At 42.6% G+C, this 23,665-nt stretch carries 23 protein-coding genes; 9 read left to right on the top strand and 14 right to left on the bottom strand.

What is annotated here, in order from left to right:
- The first annotated feature begins 1 nt into the window (after position 1).
- Entirely contained in the window at positions 2–1,069 is a 1,068-nt protein-coding gene (gene oppF, locus ACR63N_RS00210; RefSeq protein ID WP_367106671.1) for a murein tripeptide/oligopeptide ABC transporter ATP binding protein OppF, read from the top strand.
- Between the two features lies 1 nt (position 1,070).
- On the opposite strand, the gene ACR63N_RS00215 is transcribed toward oppF, so the two are convergent.
- Positions 1,071–1,325, bottom strand: coding sequence for a DUF2798 domain-containing protein (locus ACR63N_RS00215; RefSeq protein ID WP_367106672.1), 255 nt, complete (start codon positions 1,323–1,325; stop codon positions 1,071–1,073).
- A 176-nt stretch (positions 1,326–1,501) separates the two neighbouring features.
- On the opposite strand from ACR63N_RS00215, the gene ACR63N_RS00220 reads away from it, so the two are divergent.
- Complete coding sequence (locus ACR63N_RS00220) at positions 1,502–2,254, top strand: aspartate/glutamate racemase family protein (protein ID WP_367106673.1); 753 nt, start codon at positions 1,502–1,504, stop codon at positions 2,252–2,254.
- Between the two features lie 118 nt (positions 2,255–2,372).
- Here the strand turns inward: ACR63N_RS00220 and ACR63N_RS00225 are convergent, their stop codons facing one another.
- Positions 2,373–3,869, bottom strand: coding sequence for an MATE family efflux transporter (locus ACR63N_RS00225; protein WP_367104841.1), 1,497 nt, complete (start codon positions 3,867–3,869; stop codon positions 2,373–2,375).
- A gap of 327 nt (positions 3,870–4,196) precedes the next feature.
- Between ACR63N_RS00225 and ACR63N_RS00230 the strand changes: the two genes are divergently transcribed.
- Entirely contained in the window at positions 4,197–5,144 is a 948-nt protein-coding gene (locus ACR63N_RS00230) for an alpha/beta fold hydrolase (protein WP_367106674.1), read from the top strand.
- A 127-nt stretch (positions 5,145–5,271) separates the two neighbouring features.
- Here the strand turns inward: ACR63N_RS00230 and ACR63N_RS00235 are convergent, their stop codons facing one another.
- Positions 5,272–6,315, bottom strand: coding sequence for an NAD(P)H-dependent flavin oxidoreductase (locus tag ACR63N_RS00235; RefSeq protein ID WP_367106675.1), 1,044 nt, complete (start codon positions 6,313–6,315; stop codon positions 5,272–5,274).
- Between the two features lie 232 nt (positions 6,316–6,547).
- On the opposite strand from ACR63N_RS00235, the gene ACR63N_RS00240 reads away from it, so the two are divergent.
- Positions 6,548–7,300: an SDR family oxidoreductase gene (locus tag ACR63N_RS00240; protein ID WP_367106676.1), complete on the top strand. Its 753-nt coding sequence runs from the start codon at positions 6,548–6,550 to the stop codon at positions 7,298–7,300.
- Between the two features lie 466 nt (positions 7,301–7,766).
- Here the strand turns inward: ACR63N_RS00240 and ACR63N_RS00245 are convergent, their stop codons facing one another.
- The 4 genes from ACR63N_RS00245 to ACR63N_RS00260 form a co-directional block, all read right to left on the bottom strand.
- The gene (locus ACR63N_RS00245; RefSeq protein ID WP_367106677.1) at positions 7,767–8,021 is read right to left on the bottom strand and encodes a DsrE family protein; all 255 of its coding nucleotides are present in this window, start codon (positions 8,019–8,021) and stop codon (positions 7,767–7,769) included.
- 155 nt (positions 8,022–8,176) lie between these two features.
- Positions 8,177–8,719 (bottom strand): acyl-CoA thioesterase, encoded by a 543-nt coding sequence (locus ACR63N_RS00250; protein ID WP_367106678.1) that lies wholly within the window; start codon positions 8,717–8,719, stop codon positions 8,177–8,179.
- 40 nt (positions 8,720–8,759) lie between these two features.
- On the bottom strand, positions 8,760–9,827 hold the full coding sequence (locus ACR63N_RS00255) for a YheT family hydrolase (protein WP_367106679.1): 1,068 nt from the start codon (positions 9,825–9,827) through the stop codon (positions 8,760–8,762).
- Between the two features lie 210 nt (positions 9,828–10,037).
- The gene (locus tag ACR63N_RS00260) at positions 10,038–10,631 is read right to left on the bottom strand and encodes a YigZ family protein (RefSeq protein WP_472782300.1); all 594 of its coding nucleotides are present in this window, start codon (positions 10,629–10,631) and stop codon (positions 10,038–10,040) included.
- A 163-nt stretch (positions 10,632–10,794) separates the two neighbouring features.
- Between ACR63N_RS00260 and ACR63N_RS00265 the strand changes: the two genes are divergently transcribed.
- Together ACR63N_RS00265 and ACR63N_RS00270 are read left to right on the top strand one after the other, a co-directional pair.
- Positions 10,795–11,499, top strand: coding sequence for a pseudouridine synthase (locus ACR63N_RS00265; RefSeq protein ID WP_367106681.1), 705 nt, complete (start codon positions 10,795–10,797; stop codon positions 11,497–11,499).
- An 80-nt stretch (positions 11,500–11,579) separates the two neighbouring features.
- On the top strand, positions 11,580–12,719 hold the full coding sequence (locus tag ACR63N_RS00270; RefSeq protein ID WP_367106682.1) for a thioredoxin fold domain-containing protein: 1,140 nt from the start codon (positions 11,580–11,582) through the stop codon (positions 12,717–12,719).
- Positions 12,720–12,834: 115 nt separating this feature from the next.
- Here ACR63N_RS00270 and ACR63N_RS00275 read toward each other — a convergent pair whose 3' ends face one another.
- The gene (locus ACR63N_RS00275) at positions 12,835–13,494 is read right to left on the bottom strand and encodes a DUF2939 domain-containing protein (protein WP_367104852.1); all 660 of its coding nucleotides are present in this window, start codon (positions 13,492–13,494) and stop codon (positions 12,835–12,837) included.
- 489 nt (positions 13,495–13,983) lie between these two features.
- Between ACR63N_RS00275 and dnaJ the strand changes: the two genes are divergently transcribed.
- From dnaJ to ACR63N_RS00290, 3 genes are all read left to right on the top strand, one after another.
- Positions 13,984–15,117 carry a molecular chaperone DnaJ gene (gene dnaJ, locus ACR63N_RS00280; RefSeq protein ID WP_367104853.1) on the top strand — a complete coding sequence of 378 codons (1,134 nt, stop codon included), beginning with the start codon at positions 13,984–13,986 and terminating at the stop codon, positions 15,115–15,117.
- 337 nt (positions 15,118–15,454) lie between these two features.
- Positions 15,455–16,285 carry a 4-hydroxy-tetrahydrodipicolinate reductase gene (gene dapB, locus ACR63N_RS00285; protein ID WP_367104854.1) on the top strand — a complete coding sequence of 277 codons (831 nt, stop codon included), beginning with the start codon at positions 15,455–15,457 and terminating at the stop codon, positions 16,283–16,285.
- A 34-nt stretch (positions 16,286–16,319) separates the two neighbouring features.
- Entirely contained in the window at positions 16,320–17,168 is an 849-nt protein-coding gene (locus ACR63N_RS00290) for a hypothetical protein (RefSeq protein ID WP_367104855.1), read from the top strand.
- Positions 17,169–17,234: 66 nt separating this feature from the next.
- Here ACR63N_RS00290 and ACR63N_RS00295 read toward each other — a convergent pair whose 3' ends face one another.
- The 6 genes from ACR63N_RS00295 to ACR63N_RS00320 form a co-directional block, all read right to left on the bottom strand.
- Positions 17,235–18,410 carry a type III PLP-dependent enzyme gene (locus ACR63N_RS00295; RefSeq protein WP_367106757.1) on the bottom strand — a complete coding sequence of 392 codons (1,176 nt, stop codon included), beginning with the start codon at positions 18,408–18,410 and terminating at the stop codon, positions 17,235–17,237.
- 109 nt (positions 18,411–18,519) lie between these two features.
- Complete coding sequence (gene def, locus ACR63N_RS00300) at positions 18,520–19,074, bottom strand: peptide deformylase (RefSeq protein WP_367106684.1); 555 nt, start codon at positions 19,072–19,074, stop codon at positions 18,520–18,522.
- 213 nt (positions 19,075–19,287) lie between these two features.
- The gene (locus tag ACR63N_RS00305; RefSeq protein WP_367106685.1) at positions 19,288–19,542 is read right to left on the bottom strand and encodes a GlsB/YeaQ/YmgE family stress response membrane protein; all 255 of its coding nucleotides are present in this window, start codon (positions 19,540–19,542) and stop codon (positions 19,288–19,290) included.
- A gap of 275 nt (positions 19,543–19,817) precedes the next feature.
- Positions 19,818–21,383: a UDP-N-acetylmuramate:L-alanyl-gamma-D-glutamyl-meso-diaminopimelate ligase gene (gene mpl, locus ACR63N_RS00310; protein WP_367106686.1), complete on the bottom strand. Its 1,566-nt coding sequence runs from the start codon at positions 21,381–21,383 to the stop codon at positions 19,818–19,820.
- Positions 21,384–21,616: 233 nt separating this feature from the next.
- Positions 21,617–22,243, bottom strand: coding sequence for a copper resistance protein NlpE N-terminal domain-containing protein (locus ACR63N_RS00315; RefSeq protein WP_367104859.1), 627 nt, complete (start codon positions 22,241–22,243; stop codon positions 21,617–21,619).
- An 826-nt stretch (positions 22,244–23,069) separates the two neighbouring features.
- Positions 23,070–23,588 (bottom strand): disulfide bond formation protein B, encoded by a 519-nt coding sequence (locus ACR63N_RS00320; protein ID WP_367104860.1) that lies wholly within the window; start codon positions 23,586–23,588, stop codon positions 23,070–23,072.
- Positions 23,589–23,665: the final 77 nt, after the last annotated feature.

Raw genomic sequence — 23,665 nt, forward strand, 5'->3', positions numbered from 1 at the left:
CATGAACACAGCAAATGTAGAATCAGTTAATACTAGTAGCCAAGCTCCTAATCAAACTTCCAATTTAGCTTCCAAGCAAGCGCCACTACTACAAGTGCAAGATGTACATACGAGCTTTAATATTAAACGTAAAGGCAGCTATTTTTGGCAAAAGCCGGACACCCTAAAAGCGGTCGATGGCGTATCATTTGAGCTGTTTGCTGGTGAAACTTTAGGCGTGGTTGGCGAATCTGGCTGCGGCAAATCTACGCTGGCTCGAACCATTATCGGTCTGGTGCGCGCCAATTCTGGTAGCATCAAGTTTAATGATGCGGAGATGGTCGGCGCTTCTAAAAAGACCATGAAACTCAAACGCAAAGACATTCAAATGATCTTCCAAGATCCGTTGGCCTCTTTAAATCCGCGCATGACCGTAGGCGATATCATCGCAGAACCGCTACGCACGTATTATCCCAAGATGAAAAAAACGGAAGTGCAAGATGAAGTACGCACTATTATGAAAAAGGTTGGACTGCTATCCAACCAAATTAACCGCTATCCACATGAGTTCTCAGGGGGTCAGTGTCAGCGTATCGGTATCGCTCGCGCATTGATATTAAGACCCAAAATCATCATCTGCGATGAACCCGTCTCTGCTCTTGACGTCTCTATTCAGGCGCAGGTCATTAATTTACTACAAGACATTCAACAAGAGATGGGCCTCGCGCTTATCTTTATCGCCCATGATTTATCGGTAGTCAAACACATTGCCGATCGGGTGCTAGTGATGTATTTAGGTCACGCGGTAGAGCTGGGAGTAGACAAGGCCGTATACAGCAATCCGACCCATCCTTATACCCAAGCGCTAATGTCTGCGGTACCGCTGCCTGATCCTATCGCTGAACGCAACAAAACCATTCAGCTGTTGGAAGGTGATTTGCCCAGTCCCATCAATCCGCCATCCGGTTGCGTGTTTCGTACCCGCTGTCCGCTAGCTGACGAAGAATGCGCTCGGATCGAACCCGTGTTAGAAGGCACTTTGGATCATAGGGTAGCTTGTTTAAAGAATAAAGTTGATGACGCCTTGTAGTCTAATAAAAGTCAATACGACTAAGCACATGCTCTTGTACAAAGTAAGCGCAGATGTAAGCGCTAGGCCATGCAAAGGCAAAGGCTAGTCCCCAAGAGTGCATCAGCTCTGACAAGAAATTGGCACTATAGCCGGATTTAATCAGTATAAGCGCAGCTGAGATAATGAGCGACATGATCAGCGCCATTAAAAAAGTAAAGACCAGTCGATAGTACTTTTTATTAATACGTATTTTCAAAATAGAGACGTTTTCCATAAGGTTATCTAATCCTGCATAAATTAATTATACGATAAACGCCTACTTAGGTAGTGTGATTTTTATTATATTTAGCGTTTTTATTGACACTCAATATAGGACATATTGATAGATTAGTAAAATGCTTATAATCAATCATTACGTTCAGTATCTCTTAATAATAAAAAGAGTTTAAAATGACAACACGGCCGCAAGTTTTTCAATCAAGTAGGATTCAACAGGAATTTGAACAACAGACCTTAGGCATCATTGGTGGCATGAGCTGGGAGAGTACCGAGAGCTATTATCGCTTGATAAACGAAGGCGTAAAAGAGCAGTTAGGTCACTTGCATTCAGCAGATTTATTGATCCATAGTTTAGACTTTGCTCCGATTGAGGCGCTACAAGCTAAAGGCGCATGGGACGAAATGGGTAAGACACTTGCCAGTAGTGGTAAGCGTCTGCAAGCAGCAGGCGCGCAAGGTTTGCTTATCGCGACCAATACTATGCATAAAGTCGCAGGAGACGTAATAGCGACAACGGGCTTACCGCTTATTCATATCGCTGATGCCACAGCTGAAGCGGTCAAAGCGCAAGGTTTGACCAAGATTGGCTTATTGGGCACCCAGTTTACGATGACTGAGGATTTTTATAAGCAGCGCCTTATTGATGCAGGACTGCAAGTATTAATACCAGAAGATGGCGCGCGTGCAGAGGTGCATCGCATTATTTATGATGAGCTATGCCAAGGAAAGTTGTTTGATAGCTCACGGCAGTATTATAAAGAGGTGATTGAGCAATTAGCCAAACAAGGATGCGAAGGGGTTATCTTAGGCTGTACCGAGATCGGATTGCTTATTAGGCAAGAAGACAGTCCGATTCCGGTCTTTGATACTACCGCTATTCATGCTGAGGCAGCGGTAAAATTTTTATTAAATAATAAATACTAAAGGTTTTACTAGTAGTAATAGCAAACCCAAAAAGTACGATTAACTCCATTAAATTTGCTGAGTTGAATAAGCACCTCATTCTTAACAACTCTAACATGTTTGCGTATGCTGTCTTTGTTTATGCGCTTTCACGCACAGGCTTCCAAGAAGTCGTCGGTGCGATATCACGACATGACGATGAGGTGCCTACCTGTATACGGTAGCCCTCGCACCCCTGCGCGGCTTCCTCTGGAACCATGTTTTTGCCTTTGCGCCAGCCGCCGTGCAAATATAACCCCGCCCCCATAACAGCAGTGGCTACCATGCCTGCTGGAAACGACAGCCAAAGCGCATCAGAGCCAAGCACAGGATAAAGCCCAAATGCAAAGCCAAGACGCACCGGATACATCGAGATCGCCATAACAACTAGCGGCCAAATGACATAACCATTAGCCCGCATAGTACCGAACAGCACTTGCGCTATACCAAAAAAGATAAAGCCCCAGGTCGCCATGACCTGAATATGCCGCCCGATCGGTACTGCTGGACTGTCACTACCCAGAAAAAGGCTTAGTATGGTTTTATCAAAGATGGTCAACAACCCGATCAGTACCCCTGTCAATATCAGGTTAAAAATAAGCCCCCAGCGGGTGATTCCGGCAACGCGGCTCCATTGATTGGCACCGATATTTTGGGCAACCATTGCGCTGGCGGCGGCACTTAGCGCCATAGCTGGCATCTGCACGTAGGTCCAAAGCTGCTGAGTTGCGCTATAAGCAGCAGTCGTCTGTACGCCCTCACGGTTTATTAAGGAGAGCATAGTCAGCGCTGCCGTAGAGATGACGATCATCTGTAGACCCATCGGCAGACCCTTTGAAAACATCGATTTCAGTATGTTTAGGTCAGCACGCAAAAAGCGCAGCTCCGGCATACTAAGGGTCAGTACCGAGCCGCGCCAGTACAAGGTCGCGATCATGCCAATCAGCGCTATAGTGTTTGCAGCGGCGGTAGCAAAGGCTGAGCCGAATATACCCCATTCGGGAAAAGGTCCTACACCCAAAATAAGCAGCGGCGTCAAAATCAGATCGATACCGACCGATACAGCGATAAACCAAAGCGGCGTTGTAGAATCGCCTGTCCCGCGCAGCGCCATCATTAGCAGCGTAAACGTTAGGGTGACGGGCATGGCAATGAAAATCATGCGCAGGTAGGTCAGCGCAAGGCTCAAAGCACTTGGCGGGGTACCCAGCAAATCCAGTAGCGTCGGCGCAAATATCCATCCTATTGCCGACAATAATACACTTATCGGAATAATACTGCCTAGAGCCGTTCCCATTGTTCTTTTGACCATAGTGTTATTGCGGCTGCCCATGGCCTGACCAATCAAAATAGTAGCCGCCATACCGAATCCGAAAACAAAGGAGATCATGATAAACATCAAGATGTTACCGTTTGCCGTCGCAGCAAGCGCTTCTTCACCCAAAAACCGACCGACCCAAACGGCATTAATCGAGCCGTTTAACGACTGTAGTATTGATGAGCCAAGAGTTGGCAAAGCAAACAAGAGCATGGTTTTGGCAATTGACCCTTCGGTAAGATCGCGCCCTTTATCCTTGGTAGTACTGGTATCGCTCAATGTTTTTCCTTTTGTACCATACAAATGGGTTTTGGTTGATTAAATAAAAAAGCTTATTATAAATGAGAATGCTACCGCCCTCTTGATAAGAACGGTAATCAGATCAGTAGCTATGGTCAAAACGACCTGAAGAAGAATGAAATTTGCTGTTTTAAATAGTTATAATGCTTTTGCTAAGTGCTGTAATAAAGTTCTACAGCGGTATTTTTCCTAGCAGTTGTGCATATAGTAGTGATTGCAGTCTAAACTCAAGACGAGCTTGTGCTAGGATTACGTTTTTAAGCTATTCTCTCTTTTTTATCTACCATCTACAACAAGGGCGTTTTAATGCTATTAAAACGTTTTGGACTTGCCGCGCTATTTAGTCTTTCTATCGTAGGCTGTACTACCACGCCTAATACAGTTGCGGTGGCGACTACCCAAAAGCTTATCCAATATGAGCGCAATAAGTCAGATCTTGCGATCAAATCCTATACCCTGTCTTCCGGCGATAAACTGGTTTATGCCGAAAATAATAGTTTGGCAGGTGAGCCGTTATTATTGATTCATGGTTTTGGTGGTAATAAAGATAACTTCACCCGTATCGCTGATGAACTACAAAACTATCATCTGATCATTCCTGATTTGCTTGGGTTTGGTGAGTCGAGTAAACCTATGGACGCTGACTACCGTGCGGACGCACAGGCCATGCGCTTGTATGAGCTTTTGCAAGCTAAAGGTCTGGCAAATCACATTCATGTCGGTGGTAATTCGATGGGCGGCGCGATCAGTGTCGCTTATGCTGCCAAGTATCCTGACGAAGTTAAAAGCTTATGGCTGGTCGATACGGCGGGCTTTTGGTCAGCCGGTATTCATGAAGCACTAGAAGGGGCGACCCTTGATGACAATCCGCTGCTAGTAAACGATAAAGAAGATTTTTACAACCTATACGACTTTGTCATGTATCAGCCGCCTTATATTCCAAAGTCAGTCAAAGCGGTTTTTGCCCAAGAGCGTATCGCTAATAAAGCGCTGGATGCCAAAATCCTTGAGCAAATCGTTATGGATAATTTAGAAAAGCGTGCCGAAGTTATTGCCGAGTACAATATTCCAACGTTAGTGGTTTGGGGCGATAAAGATCAGGTTATCAAGCCTGAAACTGTTAATGTAATAAAAGAGATCATTCCGCAATCGCAAGTGATTATGATGGATGATATCGGTCATGTGCCGATGATTGAAGCGGTGGAGCGGACGGCTAAGGATTACAAACATTTTCGTGAAGGGTTGAAGAAGTAGTTAAATAGTTATTTAAGTATAGATGGTAGGCTGGATTTTTAACCCAGCATTTTCCTTGTAAAGCTAAAATTGCATTATAATTTTTTAACGCTTCTCACGGTTAAAAACCGGGACTACGCTAATTAAATCATAATTCCTTTACCAGTCGCTCTAGCAATTGAGTCGTGCGCTCTTGTCTGACCAAAGCGACTCCTTGTCCTGCCCATAAAGACTGATGTTCTGCATCAAGTTTCTTTTTCGCATGCGCACGCAAGTCTTTAGTCATGGCATTTAATTGTGGGTAAGGTGGTAGCTCATGAGCGCTCTCAAATTGAGCAAAATCACGCAGATAATCATTTAATAAGCCGCGTGCCTGCTTACCTGAAAACAGTCTTGTTAAACGTGTTTCGCTACTGCGCTTATCTTGACTGGCATCGAGTAGCGCCTGTTTATAAGTGTCATTAATGCTGCATTTATCTGTAGTCAAGAATGCCGTCCCGATTTGCGCCAGCTCAGCGCCAGCTGTTTGAATCGCCTTGATAGCTTGTCCAGTCATAATACCGCCAGCCGCGATTAACGGAATATTGGTACAAGCACGCGTTTGACTAATCAGCGTCAATAACCCCATGGGATCGTTTGTGCTTTGGGGCAACCAACCCCCGCGATGACCACCAGCTTCTGATCCCTGAATACATACCGCATCAGCGCCAATATCCGCCCATGCTTTTGCTTCCAATGGATGATTGGCGGTACCGATGACGCGTGTGCCTAGACTTTGCAGGCGCTGCACTTGTTCGGCGCTAATAATACCAAAGGTAAAACTGGCGACAGGAACAGGATTGTCATAGAGCACTTGTAGCTGATCTGCGAACCTTAGTGCTGGACGTGCAGGTAACGCCATTTTTATATTATTTTTTTCATAATACTCATTTAACCAAGCAGGAATGGAGCTGTCCAACGTACTAGAGTCGTGCTCCGACAACACCATCAGATTGATCATAAAAGGGCAGTCGGTGAGTCCTTTCATAGTATTAATATGGTCATTTAAAACCTCTGGCGACGTCGTGCCAGACCCCAACGACCCCAATCCGCCAAAGTTGCTAACTGTAGCTGCCAGCTCAGGCGTGGTCGCGCCAGCCATCGGCGCTTGGATAATAGGGTAGGTGATATTAAGGGTTTCAAGTAAGGTCATGATGGGCGTCCTTTTGTCTTATTCTAGGTTTTATATGACTTACTTTAACAGAGGAAGGTAAAGAGCGTGTTAGATAGTGTTTATTTAGTTGCTGAATATAAAAGTAAGTTTTAAAAAGATTTTAATTAAAATAGTTTAGTTATAGAAGGTTTAGGAGCTCAACCGCCCTCTTTGAGCTTATTTAAGATACATGTTATATTTGAATGAAAGAATATAACATGGAGACGATGATATGTTTGATTTAACAGGAAATATAGCTTTAGTCACTGGTGGCTCCAACGGCATTGGGAGAGGTATCGTAAAAAGTTTATCAGATGCAGGCGCGAAAGTAATCATTGCTGATATTGACGTGGAAGCAGGAAAAGAAGTAGCCGAAGAATTTAATGGTGAGTTTTATGAATTAGATGTAGCAGATGTCAAAAGAGCAGATGAAGTAGTCACTGATATATTAAATAAGCATAAGCGCATTGATATCTTAGCTGCAAATACAGGTATTTACCCTGAAGTAACCATCGAAGATATGACAGAAGAAGACTGGGATCGCATTCAGAGTATTAACTTAAAAGGCATGTTCTTTGTCGCAAAGCCCGTATTAAAAGCAATGAAAGAACAAGAGTACGGTAGAGTTATTTTAACCTCATCCATTACAGGCGATATTACGGGCTATCCGGGTGGCGGATTATACGGGGCAACCAAAGCAGCTAATTTAGGTTTTATGAGAAACGTAGCCGTTGAATACGCCAAATATGGGGTCACAGTGAACTCTGTGCAACCCGGGATGATTGCGACAGAAAGCTTAAAAAGAGAATTGGGCGTACTCGCTGAAACAGGAGCGAAATCTATTCCAATGAAGAGACTTGGAGAGCCCGAAGATATTGGTGCTGCGGTGGTCTTTTTTGCATCAAAAGAAGCAAAATACATTACAGGACAAGGGTTAGTGATTGATGGAGGCGCTATCTTACCGGAAACGCCAGATGTCATTTAAATAATGAATTCTATTATGATAATTTTTACGAAGAGTGAGTAGGGTGCGCCCCGCGCACCAAAAACTTAGCTTTAAACCTCATTAAGCACTATCGAAATAAGCAATCGGTGCGCAGGACGGCACCCCTACCTAAAAATTTAAGTCATTCAGAAAATACTGCCTTTAAGCTAAAAAAGAAACATCAGGTAGTCTGGTGTTTCTTTTTTTTGACTACGGTTTTGTAGTTAAAATAGTTGACTATAGAACTGTAGTTAAGTGATAGCGACAAAAAAATAGACCAGTTCCTAAAACCATCAAAAGATAGTTAAGAAAACTAGCCTATTTTCTAAAAATTATCTATATTTTAATTCAACTGCAAAGAACCCTTCGCATTCATCAACAGCTCAACCACATCATCACCACTAATTTTGGTAAAGCGTTTATCAATAGCCGACTCTTCTACGCTATTGTGCTCCATACACGCGCCTCAGACTAGGATGTTACCACCTTTCTTGACAAAGGCCTCTAACAAATCCTTAGCAGGGTCAAACGGTGCACCGATATCGACGTTATCCAAAGCATTAGGCAATGCTAGGTGTACTGCGTCTACCATCAGTATCACTGATGCAGAGTGACCTTTTTTAAGCGCAACACCCGCCATCGTAAAGGCTAAGGTAATTTTACTTGGATTTGATTCACTATTATCAAATAGAGTTCCAACGTAATCCGTATTATTAACCATATTATTCTCCTTGTGAGCTTTATTTTAGATAAACGGTATATGGTTAATACTCTAACATTTAATATACTTATTTGTATAATGTATTGTTATCAAACAGTAGTTTTAAGGTTAAAGGAATTAGAAAGTTGCCTTAGACTATTTTGAATCTTAAAATTTTAACCCCGCGGCGGCCAAGGACGGTCATCATCGCTCTCAATCCATTCTGCCACATAGCCTATTGGCGGCAACTCCCAATCCACTTGACCCAAAGCTTCTAATACGCGCGCAGTTTCAATGACTTTGCCGCCCTCAGTCACGCCAGTGCGTAGTAGGGCAGAGGAGCAGGGTTTACCTTTAACCCACATCGATTGCTCGATATAGATCCAGCGCGCGTCAAAGCCTGCGATATGGGTTTTCATCGTTACCTTGTCAAAAGCACGAATACGCTTACGATATTGAATGGTACTGCCTGCGACCACCAGGCCCCAACGCTGTTTGAGCAGCTGCACGCCAAGTCCAGTACGAACCGCAAAGTCGGTGCGCCCCATATCATAAAGGGTCAGCACGCGGCCATTATTCATCTCAAGGAAATTATCGATGTCGGATAGACGGCAATAAAAGCTAATCTCGCTGCTGTCTTTTAAAGTGAGGGTATTACCCTTTTTAGCTTGCACAGCAGCTTTTACGATAGTGCTGGCATAACGAATAAACGGATACATAAGGCGCTCTCAAAATTAGAAGAGTAGGACTAGGGTTAACTTAGTTATTATCAGTAGTCACACCAATAGACTGAAAAAAAGCACTAGCAGTCTCAGGTATCCAGTTGATATCGAATTTAGAGGTTTTTGTGTCTTTACCGTTTAGCTGCTCCCTATTGGACTTACCTTTATCTGAACGATAGCGAATATAACCTACGTGTCCGCCGTGTTCAGTTTCCAAAATAGTAACGCTATCAGAGACGTCGTTTGGCGTGGCAGTGAAGCCCAGAAATGGATCATCTTTGGCGCTGATCAGTAGTAGGGGACGGTTTACATCTCTCAGATAAGGTAGGGCCGAGGCAGAATGATAATAATCGTTGTTAGAGCGGTAGCCGTGGCGCGGCGCGGTAAAGATATCATCAAAATCACTGATACGATTGACTGCTCTAATAGAGTGGATCTCCTCCTCGCTTATGTCGTTTGCCAAGGCTTTTTTGATAATGGGGTTCAGCAGATACGGCGTATAAATACGATGGCTCAAAAAGCTATGCATACTAATAGCCGCTGATGACATATCAACAGGAGCAGAGACAACCACAGCTGCTTTACATAATGCTTTATCACCATATTCGCCCATGTATTTTGCCAAAGCATTGCCGCCAAGGGACACGCCAACCGCATAAATATTAGCAAATTTCTGACTTAAGTTTTGTAGCATATGATGCACCTCAGCCGTGTCGCCTGCGTTGTAAAAAACGCGACCATTGGCTGGAATACCGCCGCAGCTGCGAAAGTGCGCAACCACAAAGTGCCAGCCTTGCGCATGCATCTGGTAGGCCAGTGCTCGCGCGTAATGGCTATCACTACTGCCTTCCATACCGTGAAACAGGACGATTAAAGGTGTCTGTTCGAGCGTATCATCATTTGTATTTGCTATGAAATGCGCATCATAAAAGTCATAAGCAATATCGGTTTCATCTAACGAATCTTGTAAGATATCACGTCGATATTTTGGAGCTTTTGGGGCAAAAAACTTAGGTAGAATGCTTTGTAGATGCGGATTACTAAGCCAAAATGGTGGTTTAAAAGGGTTAGGGGAAAATGATTTTGGTGGATTTGAGAGTAGCATATTTTAGTCTTATCAATAATAATTTGAAGGGAATTAGAAGAAGGTAAAGGGATAGCATAAAGTTTCACGTGAAACAAAAAATATAGTTTTCAAACGCTATAAATAGGTAGTCGATTTTGAATAAGCCATGATACTAGGCAATGAGGATAGCACCAATAGCTTTTGGTGAACGGCTGAGTGAACAAAGGATGACTGACGTAGTTAACTGTGTTAGTTCTCTAGCACTCGTCCATCCATCGCCAAACCTTCTTTCAAAGCCTCAATATCAGCTTCAGCTAAGGTTACAGTCAGCGTCACTTGCTTACTATAAGTGACGTCGTCAATATGACCGTTTAAGCCTTCTACCACATAGCGGCATTGGGCTTCGGTTGCAAAGTCAGCGAGTATTTGTACTTGCGTCATCGGCACGTAAGGCTGTAAAGTCATTTTATCGACAGCAGCTTGTGCAGAGCCAGCATAAGCGCGCGTCAGCCCACCCGCGCCCAATTTAATGCCGCCAAAATAGCGCACGACAATGATGATGATATTACCAATAGACTTATGCTGGAGGACATTTAATATCGGCCGTCCTGCGGTTCCACTCGGTTCACCATCACCATCGAAGCCGGCGCTAGTGGTATTGTCAGGATCGCCAATGATATAAGCCCAGCACCAATGACGCGCATCAGGATATTTATCACGTAATTGTTCCACATGAAACATCGCTTGCTCCCGCGTATTGACCGGATAAGCATAAGTGATAAACTCAGATTTTTTAATCTCTAGCCTGGCAGTGACGGCTTTTTGCAGGGTTTGATAACTCATATTGTTTTTATGCTATATCCTTCAATGAGATGTCTTTTGATGAACAGCCTTAGTTTAGATTGAATATGGTAAACTTGTCGAATAAATAATAGAGTCGTTATTCGGCATAATTTTCATTACTTTTATTCTCCCCACTATAACAAAACTAATGGTAGCAAATAGCATGCGTTTAGATAAATTTATTAGTAAAGCCACTGAGCTGTCGCGTAAAGAATCCAAAAAAATCCTCCATGCTGGCGAAGTGACCGTCAACGATGAGGTTATCAAAGACCCGGGCGTCCATGTTGATGTCACCAATGATGAGGTGCTATGGGCAGGCGAGCCATTATCGGTGGCGACGGGTAATCGCTATATTTTACTCTATAAACCAGAAGGTTTTGAATGCTCTTTAAAAGCTAAAGAATACCCCATCGTCACTGAACTTATCGCGGTGCCAGAGCTTGACAGCTTACGTATTGCGGGACGTTTGGACGTTGATACTACCGGAGCATTACTGCTTAGTGATGATGGCGGCTGGCTGCACCGTGTCACCAGTCCTAAGCATGAGCACGCCAAAGTTTATGAGCTGAGGTTAGCCGATCCTATGGATGAGGACGCACAAGCAAAAGCGATTAAAAAGGTAGGGGAGGGGATTTTATTAGAAGGTGATTACGAGCCTACCAAACCTGCACTACTTGAATTCATCGATGAGACTCATGCGCGCCTGACTCTAGAGCAAGGTAAATACCATCAAGTTAAGCGGATGATGGGTTACTTTGGTAATAAAGTTGTCGAGCTGCACCGCGCTAGCATCGGTCATATCGACCTACAAGGTCTTGATAAAGGTGATAGTCGCTTTTTAACTGCGGAAGAAGTGGCAAAGTTTTAATAGCGGCTTTGCTTGTAACTATTGAAAACTCATAAATATTGAACACAATTTATTGTCAATATTTTAAAAGGATTATCCTTGTGAAACTCCCTTTATTTAAAGCGGCGAATATAGTTAAAACCACCAGTATCGTTAGTGCTGTTTTACTATTCGCTACTGCGTGTACACCGTCTAATACTGCGACTATAAACAAGACGACGGCTATAAGCCAAACTGCTAAGCAAAATACTAGTCAAAACGTAGAAGACAAAAAAGTTGCCAGTAAAACGAGACCAACTATTGTAAGCTCAGCTATGGTAAGCGAGGCCATAGACAGTCATCTACGTCAAGTGTTAAAGCAAGCAGGCATTAAGACCGATATTACCTCTATTGTGCCCTCAAACTTTCCTAATATGTATCAAGTCAATTTAGTGGGCCAGCCGCCACTACATATCACCGCTGATGGTAGATATGTAATTCAAGGAGAATTACAAAAGAATCCCAGCAAACGTGTAGTGACTGCAACTCAAGAGCGGAGTAATAGTGAACAAGCAGGTGTGCCAGTGAGTGCTACGGTAAAATCTGCCATGCTTGCTAATATGGGTGCGCTTAAAAACATGAGCCAAAAGACACCGTTTTTTTACACGGCGGTACCTGGGGTCATTTGGGGCGCAACGCTTGAGGGCATTCCGTTCTTGTTGTCTGATGATGCACAGTATATTACCGATGGTGAGATATCAGTTATTGAAAATGGACAATTTACCGGACTGGATGAAGATTTCGAGGCTCGCAAAAACCAATCGGTATTTAGTGCATTAGATGAATCACAGCTTATTAATTATCCAGCGACTAGTGCCGAGCGCGCCATTATTTATGTGGCAACTGATGTCAATTGCCCTTATTGCCGTAAGCTGCATCAGCAAATTAATAGGCTTAATAGAAAAGGGGTAACGGTCAAAATGATCGGCTATCCCATTTATGAGCAGTCGCCTCAGCAAATGCGCGCTATCTGGTGTCAACCGGATAAAGATAGTCGCCGCAAGGCCTTAGATAATACCATGCTAGCAGGTAAAATGACGCCTGCGCCTGCCAGTTGTACGACGGACTTTGTAACACCCAATCGCGAAAAAGCAGCTGGACTTGCTGTTATTGCCACGCCTGCGATTTATCGAGATGACGGAGTGCTGTACCAAGCCAGTTTTGATAGCCCAGAGTTTTTGGAGTTTTTAGGCGTAAAGTAGTCGCTATTAAATACAATAAAACGGCTGCATAATCAATCATTTATACAGCCGTTTTTAATTTTACATTAGTATTGTAATTCAAGCTTCGTCAACCCAAGCTTAGTTAATTCAAGGATCAAGGCAATACCATATCAACGATTTTCCAATTAACAAAACCATCACGCTGCATCTGGATAGTCAGTGGATAGCCTTTAACTTGTCCGCTAATCATAAAGCAATTTATACCACAGTAGTTTAGGGTAGGTTTATTACTATCAGTCCCTTGTGCTGCTTGCTGCTGCAGCTCAGCTGCTTGCTTTGCCATAATTTGTTGCATCTGGTTTTTGATCACAGCATTGATATCACCGCGCTGGATAATCATATCTCGGATTAGATCACGCAGATCGACTTGGTTGCTCGCGATTGCCCAAGCTGCTGCCAGCTCTTTGGTAGCCGTATTGGCCTGACCTTGCGTGTTGATAAGCCGCTCTACGTTTTGCGGTGTAACGGCATTATCTACGGCCTGCATAATAAACTCATTGGCTGCCTGTTCTAAAGGTTCGCCACCAAGCTCAGCGACCAGCGGATACTGGGTCATAGTATTGGCAAATTTATTGGTCAGCTGATCTTGTACACTAGGGCGAACTTGCTCGTAATCAATAGCGGCAGCTATGGCAGCACCATCTTTGGCCTCGTAAGCATTTTTAAGCTGATAAGCACTGTAATAAGGTGAACCGGCATATACTATTACAGCAATAACAACCAGCAAAAGAATAAATGCAATCAGCTTTTTCATAAATATTGATACCTTGTTACGAGTTTATTAACCGCTTATATTATTAAAATCAGGGTAATTATGACGGTGATAAATACTAGCATGACTTCTGTTTAGGTAGGTATAAAAAAAGTTTGGCTTTCTATCTGTGTTTCTGTCTGGCTGTATTTCTATTTGGCTATGTTTTTAGCTGGATTTTATATGTGGCTTCTACGGGCGTTTGGGTTACTTTTACTTTTCTGACTCTCTTTTTATAAAAGCTAAGTCAGTTCAAACAATAATTTATCAACTCGACTGCTTGATAATTACTAGTGTCATCTCCATAAATAGCGCAAACTTTTATTAATTGATTTGGTTAAACCGTATTTCGCTCTTTTGCCTTACGATCATTATATAACTAACCAACTTCCATATTTTATGTTTCATGTGAAACAGTAAAAAGTATGGCGTGGTAAAAGTGGTTATATAAAGTTGAAAGCTGACGATACGGTGAGAACAATAGGAGAGCCCATGAGTAAGCGCGATTTTTATGAAGTATTAGGGGTGAGTAAGACTGCAGATAGCAAAGAGATTAAACGGGCTTACCGAAAGCTTGCTATGAAATATCATCCAGATCGCAACTCTGATGATCCAGATAGTGAAGATAAATTTAAAGAAGCCTCGATGGCTTATGAAGTGCTTAGCGATGAAGATAAGCGCTCGGCTTATGACCGTATGGGCCATGCTGCCTTTGAAAATGGTATGGGCGGCGCAGGCGGCTTCGGCGGTGCTGGTGGTAACTTCCAAGATATTTTTGGTGATATTTTTGGCAATTTTGGCGATATCTTTGGTCAAGCGCGCGGCGGCGGTGGACGTACGCGTCGTGGCTCCGATTTGCGTTATGTGATTGAATTGACACTTGAGGAAGCGGTGCGTGGCTGCAAAAAAGAGATTAGCTTTACCGCTCCTGCGCCTTGTGATACTTGTGATGGTAAAGGTGCTAAAGACGCCTCAGACATAGTCACTTGCCAGACTTGTCATGGTCAGGGTCAAATCCGTATGCAGCAAGGCTTTTTTGCGGTGCAGCAAACTTGTCCGCAGTGCGGCGGCTCAGGTAAGCAAATTAAAAACCCATGCCCTACTTGCCATGGTAGCGGTGTTGAAGAAAAATCGCGTACCCTTGAGGTCTCTATCCCAGCAGGCGTTGACGATGGCGACCGCGTACGCTTAGCAGGGGAGGGCGAAGCGGGCGGCGCTGGCGTGCAAAACGGCGATTTATACGTCGAGGTTCGCGTCAAACCGCATGACGTCTTTACTCGTCAAGGCGCTGATCTGTATATGGATGTGCCCGTTAGTATTACTGATGCAGCTTTAGGTAAAGAAGTTGAGATTCCAACCCTTGATGGTAAAGTCAATATCAAAATCGCTGAGGGTACCCAAAGCGGTAAACTACTGCGAGTTCGCGGTAAAGGCGTAACGCCAGTACGTACGACCATGAAAGGCGATTTGATTTGCCGCGTGGTCATTGAGACTCCGGTGAACCTAACTCGTGAACAAAAAGACTTACTACGTCAGTTCCAAGATACGCTAGATGGTGACAGCAAACATCAGCAATCTCCGCATAAAAAATCTTTCTTTAAGAAGATTGGCGAATTGTTTGACTAGTGGTTTAACTTAGCCTTACTGAAAACTTTACTCAAGCTCAACCGTTTCACGTGAAACGGTTGGGCTTTTTTATTGTTATTTCATTGATAGTCGTAAAAACAATTCATGCTATGATATTTGTAACATTAAATAGTAATTATGGTTTTACCAAATATGGTTAATCTTAAATAAAATCGGTACCTATTATGTGATGTGTTGCTGGTATGAATTTTGCGCAGCCTCTGTCTGCGAAGGCACAGCACGCAAGTAAAATTCGTACCAGCGACACTAACACGGTACTAATTTTAAAATAGCTTAACTATACTAATTTTAAATTATAAAATTTTAGGACAAAAATATGAGTAAGCAAACAGATAATAAAACTATAAACGTTGGCGTTATTGGGGCAGGCGGACGTATGGGACGTATGTTAATTGAGGCGGTACAAGATAATCCTAAGACTACTTTGAGCGCTGCGATTGAGCGCCAAGGCTCAAGTCTTGTTGGTACCGATGCCGGCGAGCTGGCAGCGATTGAGCGCTTAAACGTACAAGTGGTTGATGACCTAATGGCAGTTATTAAAGACATCGATGTGTTGATTGACTTTAGCTTACCTGATGCCACTGAACAAAACATGCAGATTTGCGCTGAGCATAAAGTCGCCATGGTTATCGGTACCACAGGGTTTAACGAGCAGCAGGAGCAGGTATTGACTGAGGCTAGCAAGCATACCGCTATCGTCTATGCTGGCAACTATTCTACTGGCGTCAATTTATCGTTAAAGCTACTAGAGATGGCCGCCAAAGCTTTTGGCACCGACGCTGATGTCGAGATCATTGAAGCGCATCATAAGCACAAAATCGATGCCCCATCAGGTACCGCTTATATGATGGCCGAAGCGGTAGCGGAAGCACGCGGTCAGAACTTAAAAGAAGTTGCCATATATGGCCGCGAAGGGCAAACGGGCGCGCGCAAAAAAGGCAGTATTGGTCTTCATGCGGTACGCGGCGGCGAAATCGTCGGCGACCATACGGTAATGTTTATCGCTGATGGCGAAGTGGTCGAGATTACTCATCGCGCACGAGCACGGATGACCTTTGCCGCAGGCGCGGTGCGTGCCGCTACTTGGATAATCAAACAAAAGAAAGGACAGTACAATATGCAGGATGTGCTAGGTTTGAGTGAGTAAGATCTATGCTTAGGACGACTAGAAGAAGATACGCATGAATAATTTAGTGATACCGGTAATGATTTTGATAACAAGCCTAAGCGGGTCTTTTTCAGTCCAAGCTGCCACTTACCAAACCTACGTCATCGATACTTACGGCGGCGCCTCGCTACTGCCTGCCGTACGCCAGCAATTAAACACTAGCCCCGACGGTGGTAGCGTAACGACTTATCAAGGCAGATTGGTACTACAAACGACTCCTACTAATTATCAAACTGTGCAGCAGTTATTATCTCAGATCGACACTCAGCCTGAGTCTTTAACCGTAGCAGTGCGCGTAGGCAGTAACAGCAGTGCTCAAGATAATATTCAGCGAGGCCAAGTGATTATCAGCAATCGCGGTATTCAAGGCGCAGGCGTAATCAATCAAAGCCGTAACCAGCAGCAAAGCAATAATCTATACCAAGTACAAACGCTATCGGGTAGCGCTGCGAGCATTAGTACCGGTACGCTTTACTCTCTAACGCAAACCTATAATGCCAATATTTATCCGACTCAATATCGTTCTTTAGGCAGTCAACCTTTAGGACAAATTATTATCCAGCAGCAGGTATTATTACCTACCACACAAGGCATTCAAGTGACGCCTAGAGTGTTGCCAGATGGACAAGTAGAAGTGCAATTAAGCCAAGTGGAAGAAGAATTAATAAAGCCTAATAATCCTTATAATCAAAACCGAGCTATCCAAGCTCAACGACTTAACAGCACTATCATTGTGCCGCGCGGGCAATGGGTGACTATTGGACAAATAGCGCAAGCTAAGCAAAATCAAAGCTCAAGCTATGGCAGCCATCAAGGTAATATCAGCCGTAATGATGTGCCCATCTCGCTATTAGTACAGTAGTTTATTAACGTAAAAAAGCGCGATACTGATATCAGTATCGCGCTTTTCTCATAGCTTTATTATCGATTAGTCAATATAAACCACTTCAAGCGGCGGAAAGCCATTAAACTCAACCGATGAATAGGAGTTGGTATAAGCGCCTGTGGTCAGCCAATAAATTTTGTCACCAATCTCAAGCTCTTGGGGCAACTGATATCCAGCTTCCTCATACATGATATCGGTCGAGTCACAAGTTGGTCCTGCCAATACTACCGTGCCCTCGCTAGTTGAGGTTTCCATTTTGGGGGTATAAACTGGATATTTGATAGCTTCGCCCAAGGTTTCGATCAAACCTTGGAACAGACCTACATCAGTATAAACCCAGCGTGTCAGATCAGTATCTGATTTACGCGATATCAGTACTACATCACTAACTAGTACGCCAGAACCACCGACCAATGAGCGCCCCGGCTCCAAAATAATCTCTGGCATCTCCTCATCACTATAGTCGTCGCTCAGATAACTCTTAATCTCGGAGGCGTAGACCGACAGCGGATTGACTTCACTGATGTAGTTGGTTGGAAAACCGCCGCCTAAATTAATCATTTGCAGCTTAATGTCTTCTTCGTTACGCATCCAGTCAAACATGTATTTAACTTTAGCGAGCGCATCATCCCATGCCGCCACATCCTTTTGCTGGCTGCCCACATGAAACGAGATACCATAAGGCACCAAACCCAATTCGCGTGCTTGTACCAATAGGTCAATTGCCATATTAGGATGACAGCCAAATTTACGTGATAATGGCCATTCAGCGGTTTCTGAACCCTGCACCAAAATACGCACGAAAACATTGGAGCCGGGCGCGTGCTTGGCAATGTTTTTTAGATCTGCTTCTGAATCAGTAGCATATAAAGTCACGCCCTTGTCATAAGCGTACTTAACGTGCTCAGCTTTTTTAATAGTATTACCGTAAGAGATGCGCGAAGGATCAACGCCGCAGTCCAGTACCCGATCTAGCTCATAGATAGAGGCACAATCAAAGTTTGAGCCCAATTCTGCGAGCAAGTTAATAACTTCAACGGCAGGACTCGCTTTCATAGCGTAATGTAGTTTTGCATTAGGAAAGTGAGCCACCATTTCATGATATTTGGTCTTAATACGACTAAGATCAACAATCAAAAAAGGCGTCGCGCGACCTTCGGCAACTTTAGTAAATTTTTGCCAAGCGGCAGGCTCAAAATATTGATCAATTTTGATCATAGTCATGCAGGTAAACCTCTAAGGTAAGTATGCTAAGCAAAGCTTAAAGCAGAATAAGTAAGTAAAAATAAGCTAAGTGATCGTTTTATAGGAATATGAATAATAATAGCTAGGCGTTAGTAGCTTGTAGCTCTTTATTAGCAGGTTTATCACCTTGCTTTTCACGAATTTTGAGCACTTTTTTAACTTTATCACGAGCGCGAGTTTGCTTAAGGCGTGATAAGTAATCAACGAAAATAACACCATTTAAATGATCCATTTCATGCTGGATACAGACTGCAAGCAGACCTTCAACTTCTTTGTCAATAGTATCTCCATTCTCGTCTAGAGCTTCGATACGTACTTTATTAGGCCTCTCAACCTTGTCATAGACCTCAGGTACTGATAGACACCCTTCTTCATAAGGCTGTTTTTCTTCTACTAGAGGCGTCACTTTAGGGTTAATAAAGACCATTGGTGTGTCTTTATTCTCGGATAAATCCATAACAATGAGCTGAATATGACGATCAACTTGGGTCGCAGCAAGACCAATGCCGTCAGCATCATACATGGTTTCAATCATATCAGCGATTAGTGTTTTGATGTCATCATCGACCTCTTTTACTGGTGCGGCGATCGTACGCAGACGCGGATCGGGATAGCTTAAGATAGGGAGCAATGCCATAATAGAGCACCTCGATAATAGTAAATAGAATAGGCGGTATTATAAGGTAAATGAGGGCAAAAGGTACATTTATCAATGTCAGTTATTGTCTGTCAAGTCATACGCAGACGTTAACCTATCAATCCACCTTAGTAATAGACATTAAAAAAGACCTTATATCATATAAGGTCTTTTTCGATAATATATTAAATAGTGGTTTAATAGCTACGTACTTTATACGCGGCGTTTGTTCATGATCATCTCGTATAAGAACAAGAGAATGATAGCGCCGATTACTGAGAATATAAGACCTGTAAAGCCGCCATCTGCATCAATACCAATCAAACCAGCTATAAATCCGCCTAACATTGCTCCAACGATACCTAAGACGATGGTCATAATCCAGCCCATAGCATCATTACCTGGTTTAATAGCACGAGCTAACAAACCTGCTACTAAACCTACAATAATCATCCAAATAAAACCCATTTTGTTCTCCTCATAAACTGTGTTGGTAATACGCAACTAATATTGGTTAATAATATTGTTAAGAGTATTGTAAACACAATTAAAAATTAAAGGTAAGGGCAAAATGTTACCAGTGTATGGGCTGTGTGAGAAAAACGGCATATTTGCTGTCACATGAGTAAAGTAGGTAAATGGAAGGTTACAAAAGTAATTTTATAGGTACGAATCACCCTCGTGCTATGCTCATCTACTAGGCTTAATAAAAGTTATTATATCAAGGTAACATTATATATTTTTTAGACAAAAGTTTTGTCTAATGCGGTTATCAGGCGCTGATGAATGCCTTCAAAACCGCCGTTAGACATAATAATGATGGCATCACCTTTATTAGCATGAGCGCTAATATAATTGATAATATCATCAGTACTACTTAGGACTTGCTGTTTATCCCGATCTTTATTATCTCGATCTTTATTGACAGTCTCTTTTTCTAAATTACCACTTATCTCAACAATATCAGCGTCCTCAATTGCCTCTTTTAGACCCCATTCAAGACCTGCAGGTTCATACCATATAGTATGATCAGCAAGTAATGCTGATTGAGCCAAACTATCTTGATGAATGCCCATTTTCATCGTATTGCTACGCGGCTCAATGATAGCCCAAAGGCGCCTGCCTACTAGTTTTTTCTTGGCGCCATCTAGGGTAGTAGCAATGGCCGTAGGATGATGAGCAAAATCATCAAAAACTAAGATGTCGTCCACTTCACCAATGAGCTCCATTCGGCGTTTAATACCAGCAAAAGCAGATAATGCTGCACAGGCTGTGGCGGTATCAACACCAACGTCATAAGCAGCGGCTACTGCTACCAAGGCATTATTGACGTTATGGATGCCGCTCATCGCCCAGTCAACCGTAGCTGATGCCGTTGGATCATCATTAAAACAGACTTGGAACTGGCTGCCATCTGCTTTCATCAGCTTCGCATGCCAATCACTATTAATGGGCTCATCCTTACTGTTCTCTTGATTACTTTGCTCAGACAATCTTTGGGTAGTGGTTATAGCAGTGCGCCATACCGGTGTCCAAACGCCTTTAGCTAGAGTATCTTCTAAGCTAATGGTGGCCGCTGGCATAATAATCTTACCGCTACTTGGAATCATACGTACCATATGATGAAACTGAGTCTGAATGGCGCCCAAATCAGCAAAAATATCAGCATGATCAAATTCAAGATTATTTAGAATAGCGGTACGCGGACGGTAGTGTACAAACTTTGAGCGCTTATCAAAAAACGCAGAATCATACTCATCGGCTTCAATGACAAAATAGCTTGTATTGGCATCCTTAGAAGAGGTTGCAGCAGTGTCTGTTTGATTTGCTCCCAAATAACTACTATGAGCAAAGACTTGCTGTAGATGCTCATCTGGAGTATTTACCAAAGGCACACCACCAATCAAAAACCCGGTATCAATACCTGCATAATGCAGTATCCAAGCCAGCATGGTCGTGGTCGTTGTTTTGCCATGTGTACCGGCAACAGCGATAACATGACGCGACTGCAGTACCTGCTCGGATAAAAATTGTGGCCCTGAGGTATAGCGCAAACCTTGATCGAGCATGTATTCGATGACGTCCATACCACGCTTCATCGCATTGCCCACCACGACTAAATCAGGCGCTGGTTGCAAATGCTCTATTAGATAACCCTCCTCGATAGTGACACCAGCTTGCTCAAGCTGCGTGGACATCGGCGGATAAATATTAGCATCTGAGCCAGTAACGGTAAATCCAAGCTCACGGGCTAAGAGTGCAAGCGAACCCATAAAGGTGCCACAAATACCAAGAATATGAATATGCATAAAAGTTCCGAGCTAAACTAAAGAGTCAAAGGAGTTAAAATACTGCAAATACAATAATGAGAAATTTGCCAGTCTTGTCAGCTCTCATTGTAGAGTAAACCTTGATAGATAACCAATAAAAAACGCCCAATAAGTAGGCGCCAATAGGGTGCTGCATTTGATAAGTATTTTATTCTATAAACATTTACAAAGGACTTTGAAGCCAAAACTGTATTATTACCGGCTAATACTGCTTACTTACGCGACAACGTATAATCAGCGTTTAAGCTTTCATCATTATTCATCATGACCAAATGATTATTTTGAATACTGTAGCTTTCAATATTTTTATTATCATAAACCACAGTAATCACTGCATTGTCCTGACGATAAATACCAGGTTCAATAAGCGGTAACGTAGGCTCCTCTGGATTTTGGTAAATGCTGGTTTTTAGCACTGATCCATCAGAAAATAAATTTAGGGTCACTGATATGTCCGTACAAAACTTACAAGGCAATATCCCTACATAATCTCCGATCAAGGTTGCTTGTAGCGCCTCATCAGTACTCGTCTCAGAAATCATAGGCGCACGTCTTGTACGTATACTATTATTGGGATCGTTTGGTTGAGCGGCGGCAATTAGTGATTCACCTTGATTTATATCTTCTATATTATCTGTCGAAGCTGGGTTTTTACTATAAGCTGCATCATCTGTTTGTTGAACGGGCGTTGATTGATTTGAGGCGTCATCGTAGGTGACAGTAGCTGATTGATCATCACAACTGAGCAAAATGGTACAAAAAAATAGCGACAGTAATAGACGTCCAAAATGTCTGATGGAAAGAATCGTAGTAAAGACAGTAAATGTAGAATAATTCATCTTCATACCAACAATAAACAAGGGTCGTACGAATGACAACGTAAACAAGTAAAGTATAAGCAGATAACTACTAATCACAAGTATCTATTATCTATAGTTAAACCACTTAATCAAACCATTCTAAAATCAGTATCGTATAATGCTGTTAGAATGCTTTTTCGAAATATAGGCTGGGTAGCTTTCGTCGGCTACCTCCAGCATTCAAATAGGATTTGTACCAGTAGCATGTGACAGAAGATATACCTACTTTATTTGAGATTGACTATGTAGTTTTATAGAGCACAACTGATCAATAGTATGCATCTACACTAATACTAGCGTTAATTAAATGTTACAACGTTGTTAAAGCGTCATTATGATTTACTATTTTTAACTGCCTCTTATCGTATCCCAAATACCTCTTAGCAATAGCAAAAAGATTGTTTGTAGGTTTTTCAACAGAGTTTTATAAGTTACAAAGAGAGATAACAAGATAAACGGTTATATATCGTTTACAGAAGGTAGACAACATAGCAAACCGTAATATTCTATATGTGGGTATTTTGTTACAAGTAGAATGAGTTACAGGAATTAGATCATCAGCGACGTCTTTTAATCTGCAACATTTTTTACTTAATGATCAAATAAAGCAGACAATAAAAGAAGAGTAATAATAGAGAAGACAAGTATAGGTAGCTGAGACTCAAAATATATAAAAAAGTTATTAATAATAGTACTAAATAAAATAAACGCTTTACTAGCATTAGCTAATAAAGCGTTTAAATGAGATACAAGGTAATAAGTAGTAAAATAAATTAACTATGGATGTAAAAAATAGCAGCGCTATTTAACGAACAACGACAGGTCGCACAATACGCCAAAATATCAAGACATGAACCAATAATAATACACTAAAAAAGATTAGCGACTGTTCAGGAATACTAAGCCCCATAAATTGCCAATCAATAACTGCGCATTCCCCTGAACCAGAGAGCACCTCACTAAATACCTGCTTCATAGGTAGCGTCTCCACCCAATAATCCAGTCCTGGACCACAAGAGGGTACTTGATCGGCAGGCAGGTGCTGTAGCCATACATGGCGCGCCGCTATCACTGTTGACCAGCCAATACCTAGCAAACTACCTAGCCATAGCAATATTTTGAATGGAGTTGTTTTGGGGTTACTAAGTGCAGCGATAAGAGCAAAACCGCCCATAGTGATCAGCCCGATACGCTGAAAGACACATAATGGACAAGGCGATAAACCCATATAGCGCTGCAAAAACAACAGCGCATAACTCATACCGATCACACTCATAATGACTAATAACACTTGTAAACTGCGATAAGTGGTCAATCGTTGCATTTAAGACGTACTCTTATAAATATGAAGGCTATATAATACAGTAATGAGCAATAATGTCGCTAGTTAATGATGCTTAG

Source organism: Psychrobacter sp. M4, from assembly GCF_055699795.1.

Coding starts and splice junctions, on each gene's coding strand:
- oppF (WP_367106671.1), top strand. CDS start 2: ATGAACACAGCAAATGTAGAATCAGTTAATACTAGTAGCCAAGCTCCT.
- ACR63N_RS00215 (WP_367106672.1), bottom strand. CDS start 1,325: ATGGAAAACGTCTCTATTTTGAAAATACGTATTAATAAAAAGTACTAT.
- ACR63N_RS00220 (WP_367106673.1), top strand. CDS start 1,502: ATGACAACACGGCCGCAAGTTTTTCAATCAAGTAGGATTCAACAGGAA.
- ACR63N_RS00230 (WP_367106674.1), top strand. CDS start 4,197: ATGCTATTAAAACGTTTTGGACTTGCCGCGCTATTTAGTCTTTCTATC.
- ACR63N_RS00235 (WP_367106675.1), bottom strand. CDS start 6,315: ATGACCTTACTTGAAACCCTTAATATCACCTACCCTATTATCCAAGCG.
- ACR63N_RS00240 (WP_367106676.1), top strand. CDS start 6,548: ATGTTTGATTTAACAGGAAATATAGCTTTAGTCACTGGTGGCTCCAAC.
- ACR63N_RS00245 (WP_367106677.1), bottom strand. CDS start 8,021: ATGGTTAATAATACGGATTACGTTGGAACTCTATTTGATAATAGTGAA.
- ACR63N_RS00250 (WP_367106678.1), bottom strand. CDS start 8,719: ATGTATCCGTTTATTCGTTATGCCAGCACTATCGTAAAAGCTGCTGTG.
- ACR63N_RS00255 (WP_367106679.1), bottom strand. CDS start 9,827: ATGCTACTCTCAAATCCACCAAAATCATTTTCCCCTAACCCTTTTAAA.
- ACR63N_RS00260 (WP_472782300.1), bottom strand. CDS start 10,631: ATGAGTTATCAAACCCTGCAAAAAGCCGTCACTGCCAGGCTAGAGATT.
- ACR63N_RS00265 (WP_367106681.1), top strand. CDS start 10,795: ATGCGTTTAGATAAATTTATTAGTAAAGCCACTGAGCTGTCGCGTAAA.
- ACR63N_RS00275 (WP_367104852.1), bottom strand. CDS start 13,494: ATGAAAAAGCTGATTGCATTTATTCTTTTGCTGGTTGTTATTGCTGTA.
- dnaJ (WP_367104853.1), top strand. CDS start 13,984: ATGAGTAAGCGCGATTTTTATGAAGTATTAGGGGTGAGTAAGACTGCA.
- dapB (WP_367104854.1), top strand. CDS start 15,455: ATGAGTAAGCAAACAGATAATAAAACTATAAACGTTGGCGTTATTGGG.
- ACR63N_RS00290 (WP_367104855.1), top strand. CDS start 16,320: ATGAATAATTTAGTGATACCGGTAATGATTTTGATAACAAGCCTAAGC.
- ACR63N_RS00295 (WP_367106757.1), bottom strand. CDS start 18,410: ATGATCAAAATTGATCAATATTTTGAGCCTGCCGCTTGGCAAAAATTT.
- def (WP_367106684.1), bottom strand. CDS start 19,074: ATGGCATTGCTCCCTATCTTAAGCTATCCCGATCCGCGTCTGCGTACG.
- ACR63N_RS00305 (WP_367106685.1), bottom strand. CDS start 19,542: ATGGGTTTTATTTGGATGATTATTGTAGGTTTAGTAGCAGGTTTGTTA.
- mpl (WP_367106686.1), bottom strand. CDS start 21,383: ATGCATATTCATATTCTTGGTATTTGTGGCACCTTTATGGGTTCGCTT.
- ACR63N_RS00315 (WP_367104859.1), bottom strand. CDS start 22,243: ATGAATTATTCTACATTTACTGTCTTTACTACGATTCTTTCCATCAGA.
- ACR63N_RS00320 (WP_367104860.1), bottom strand. CDS start 23,588: ATGCAACGATTGACCACTTATCGCAGTTTACAAGTGTTATTAGTCATT.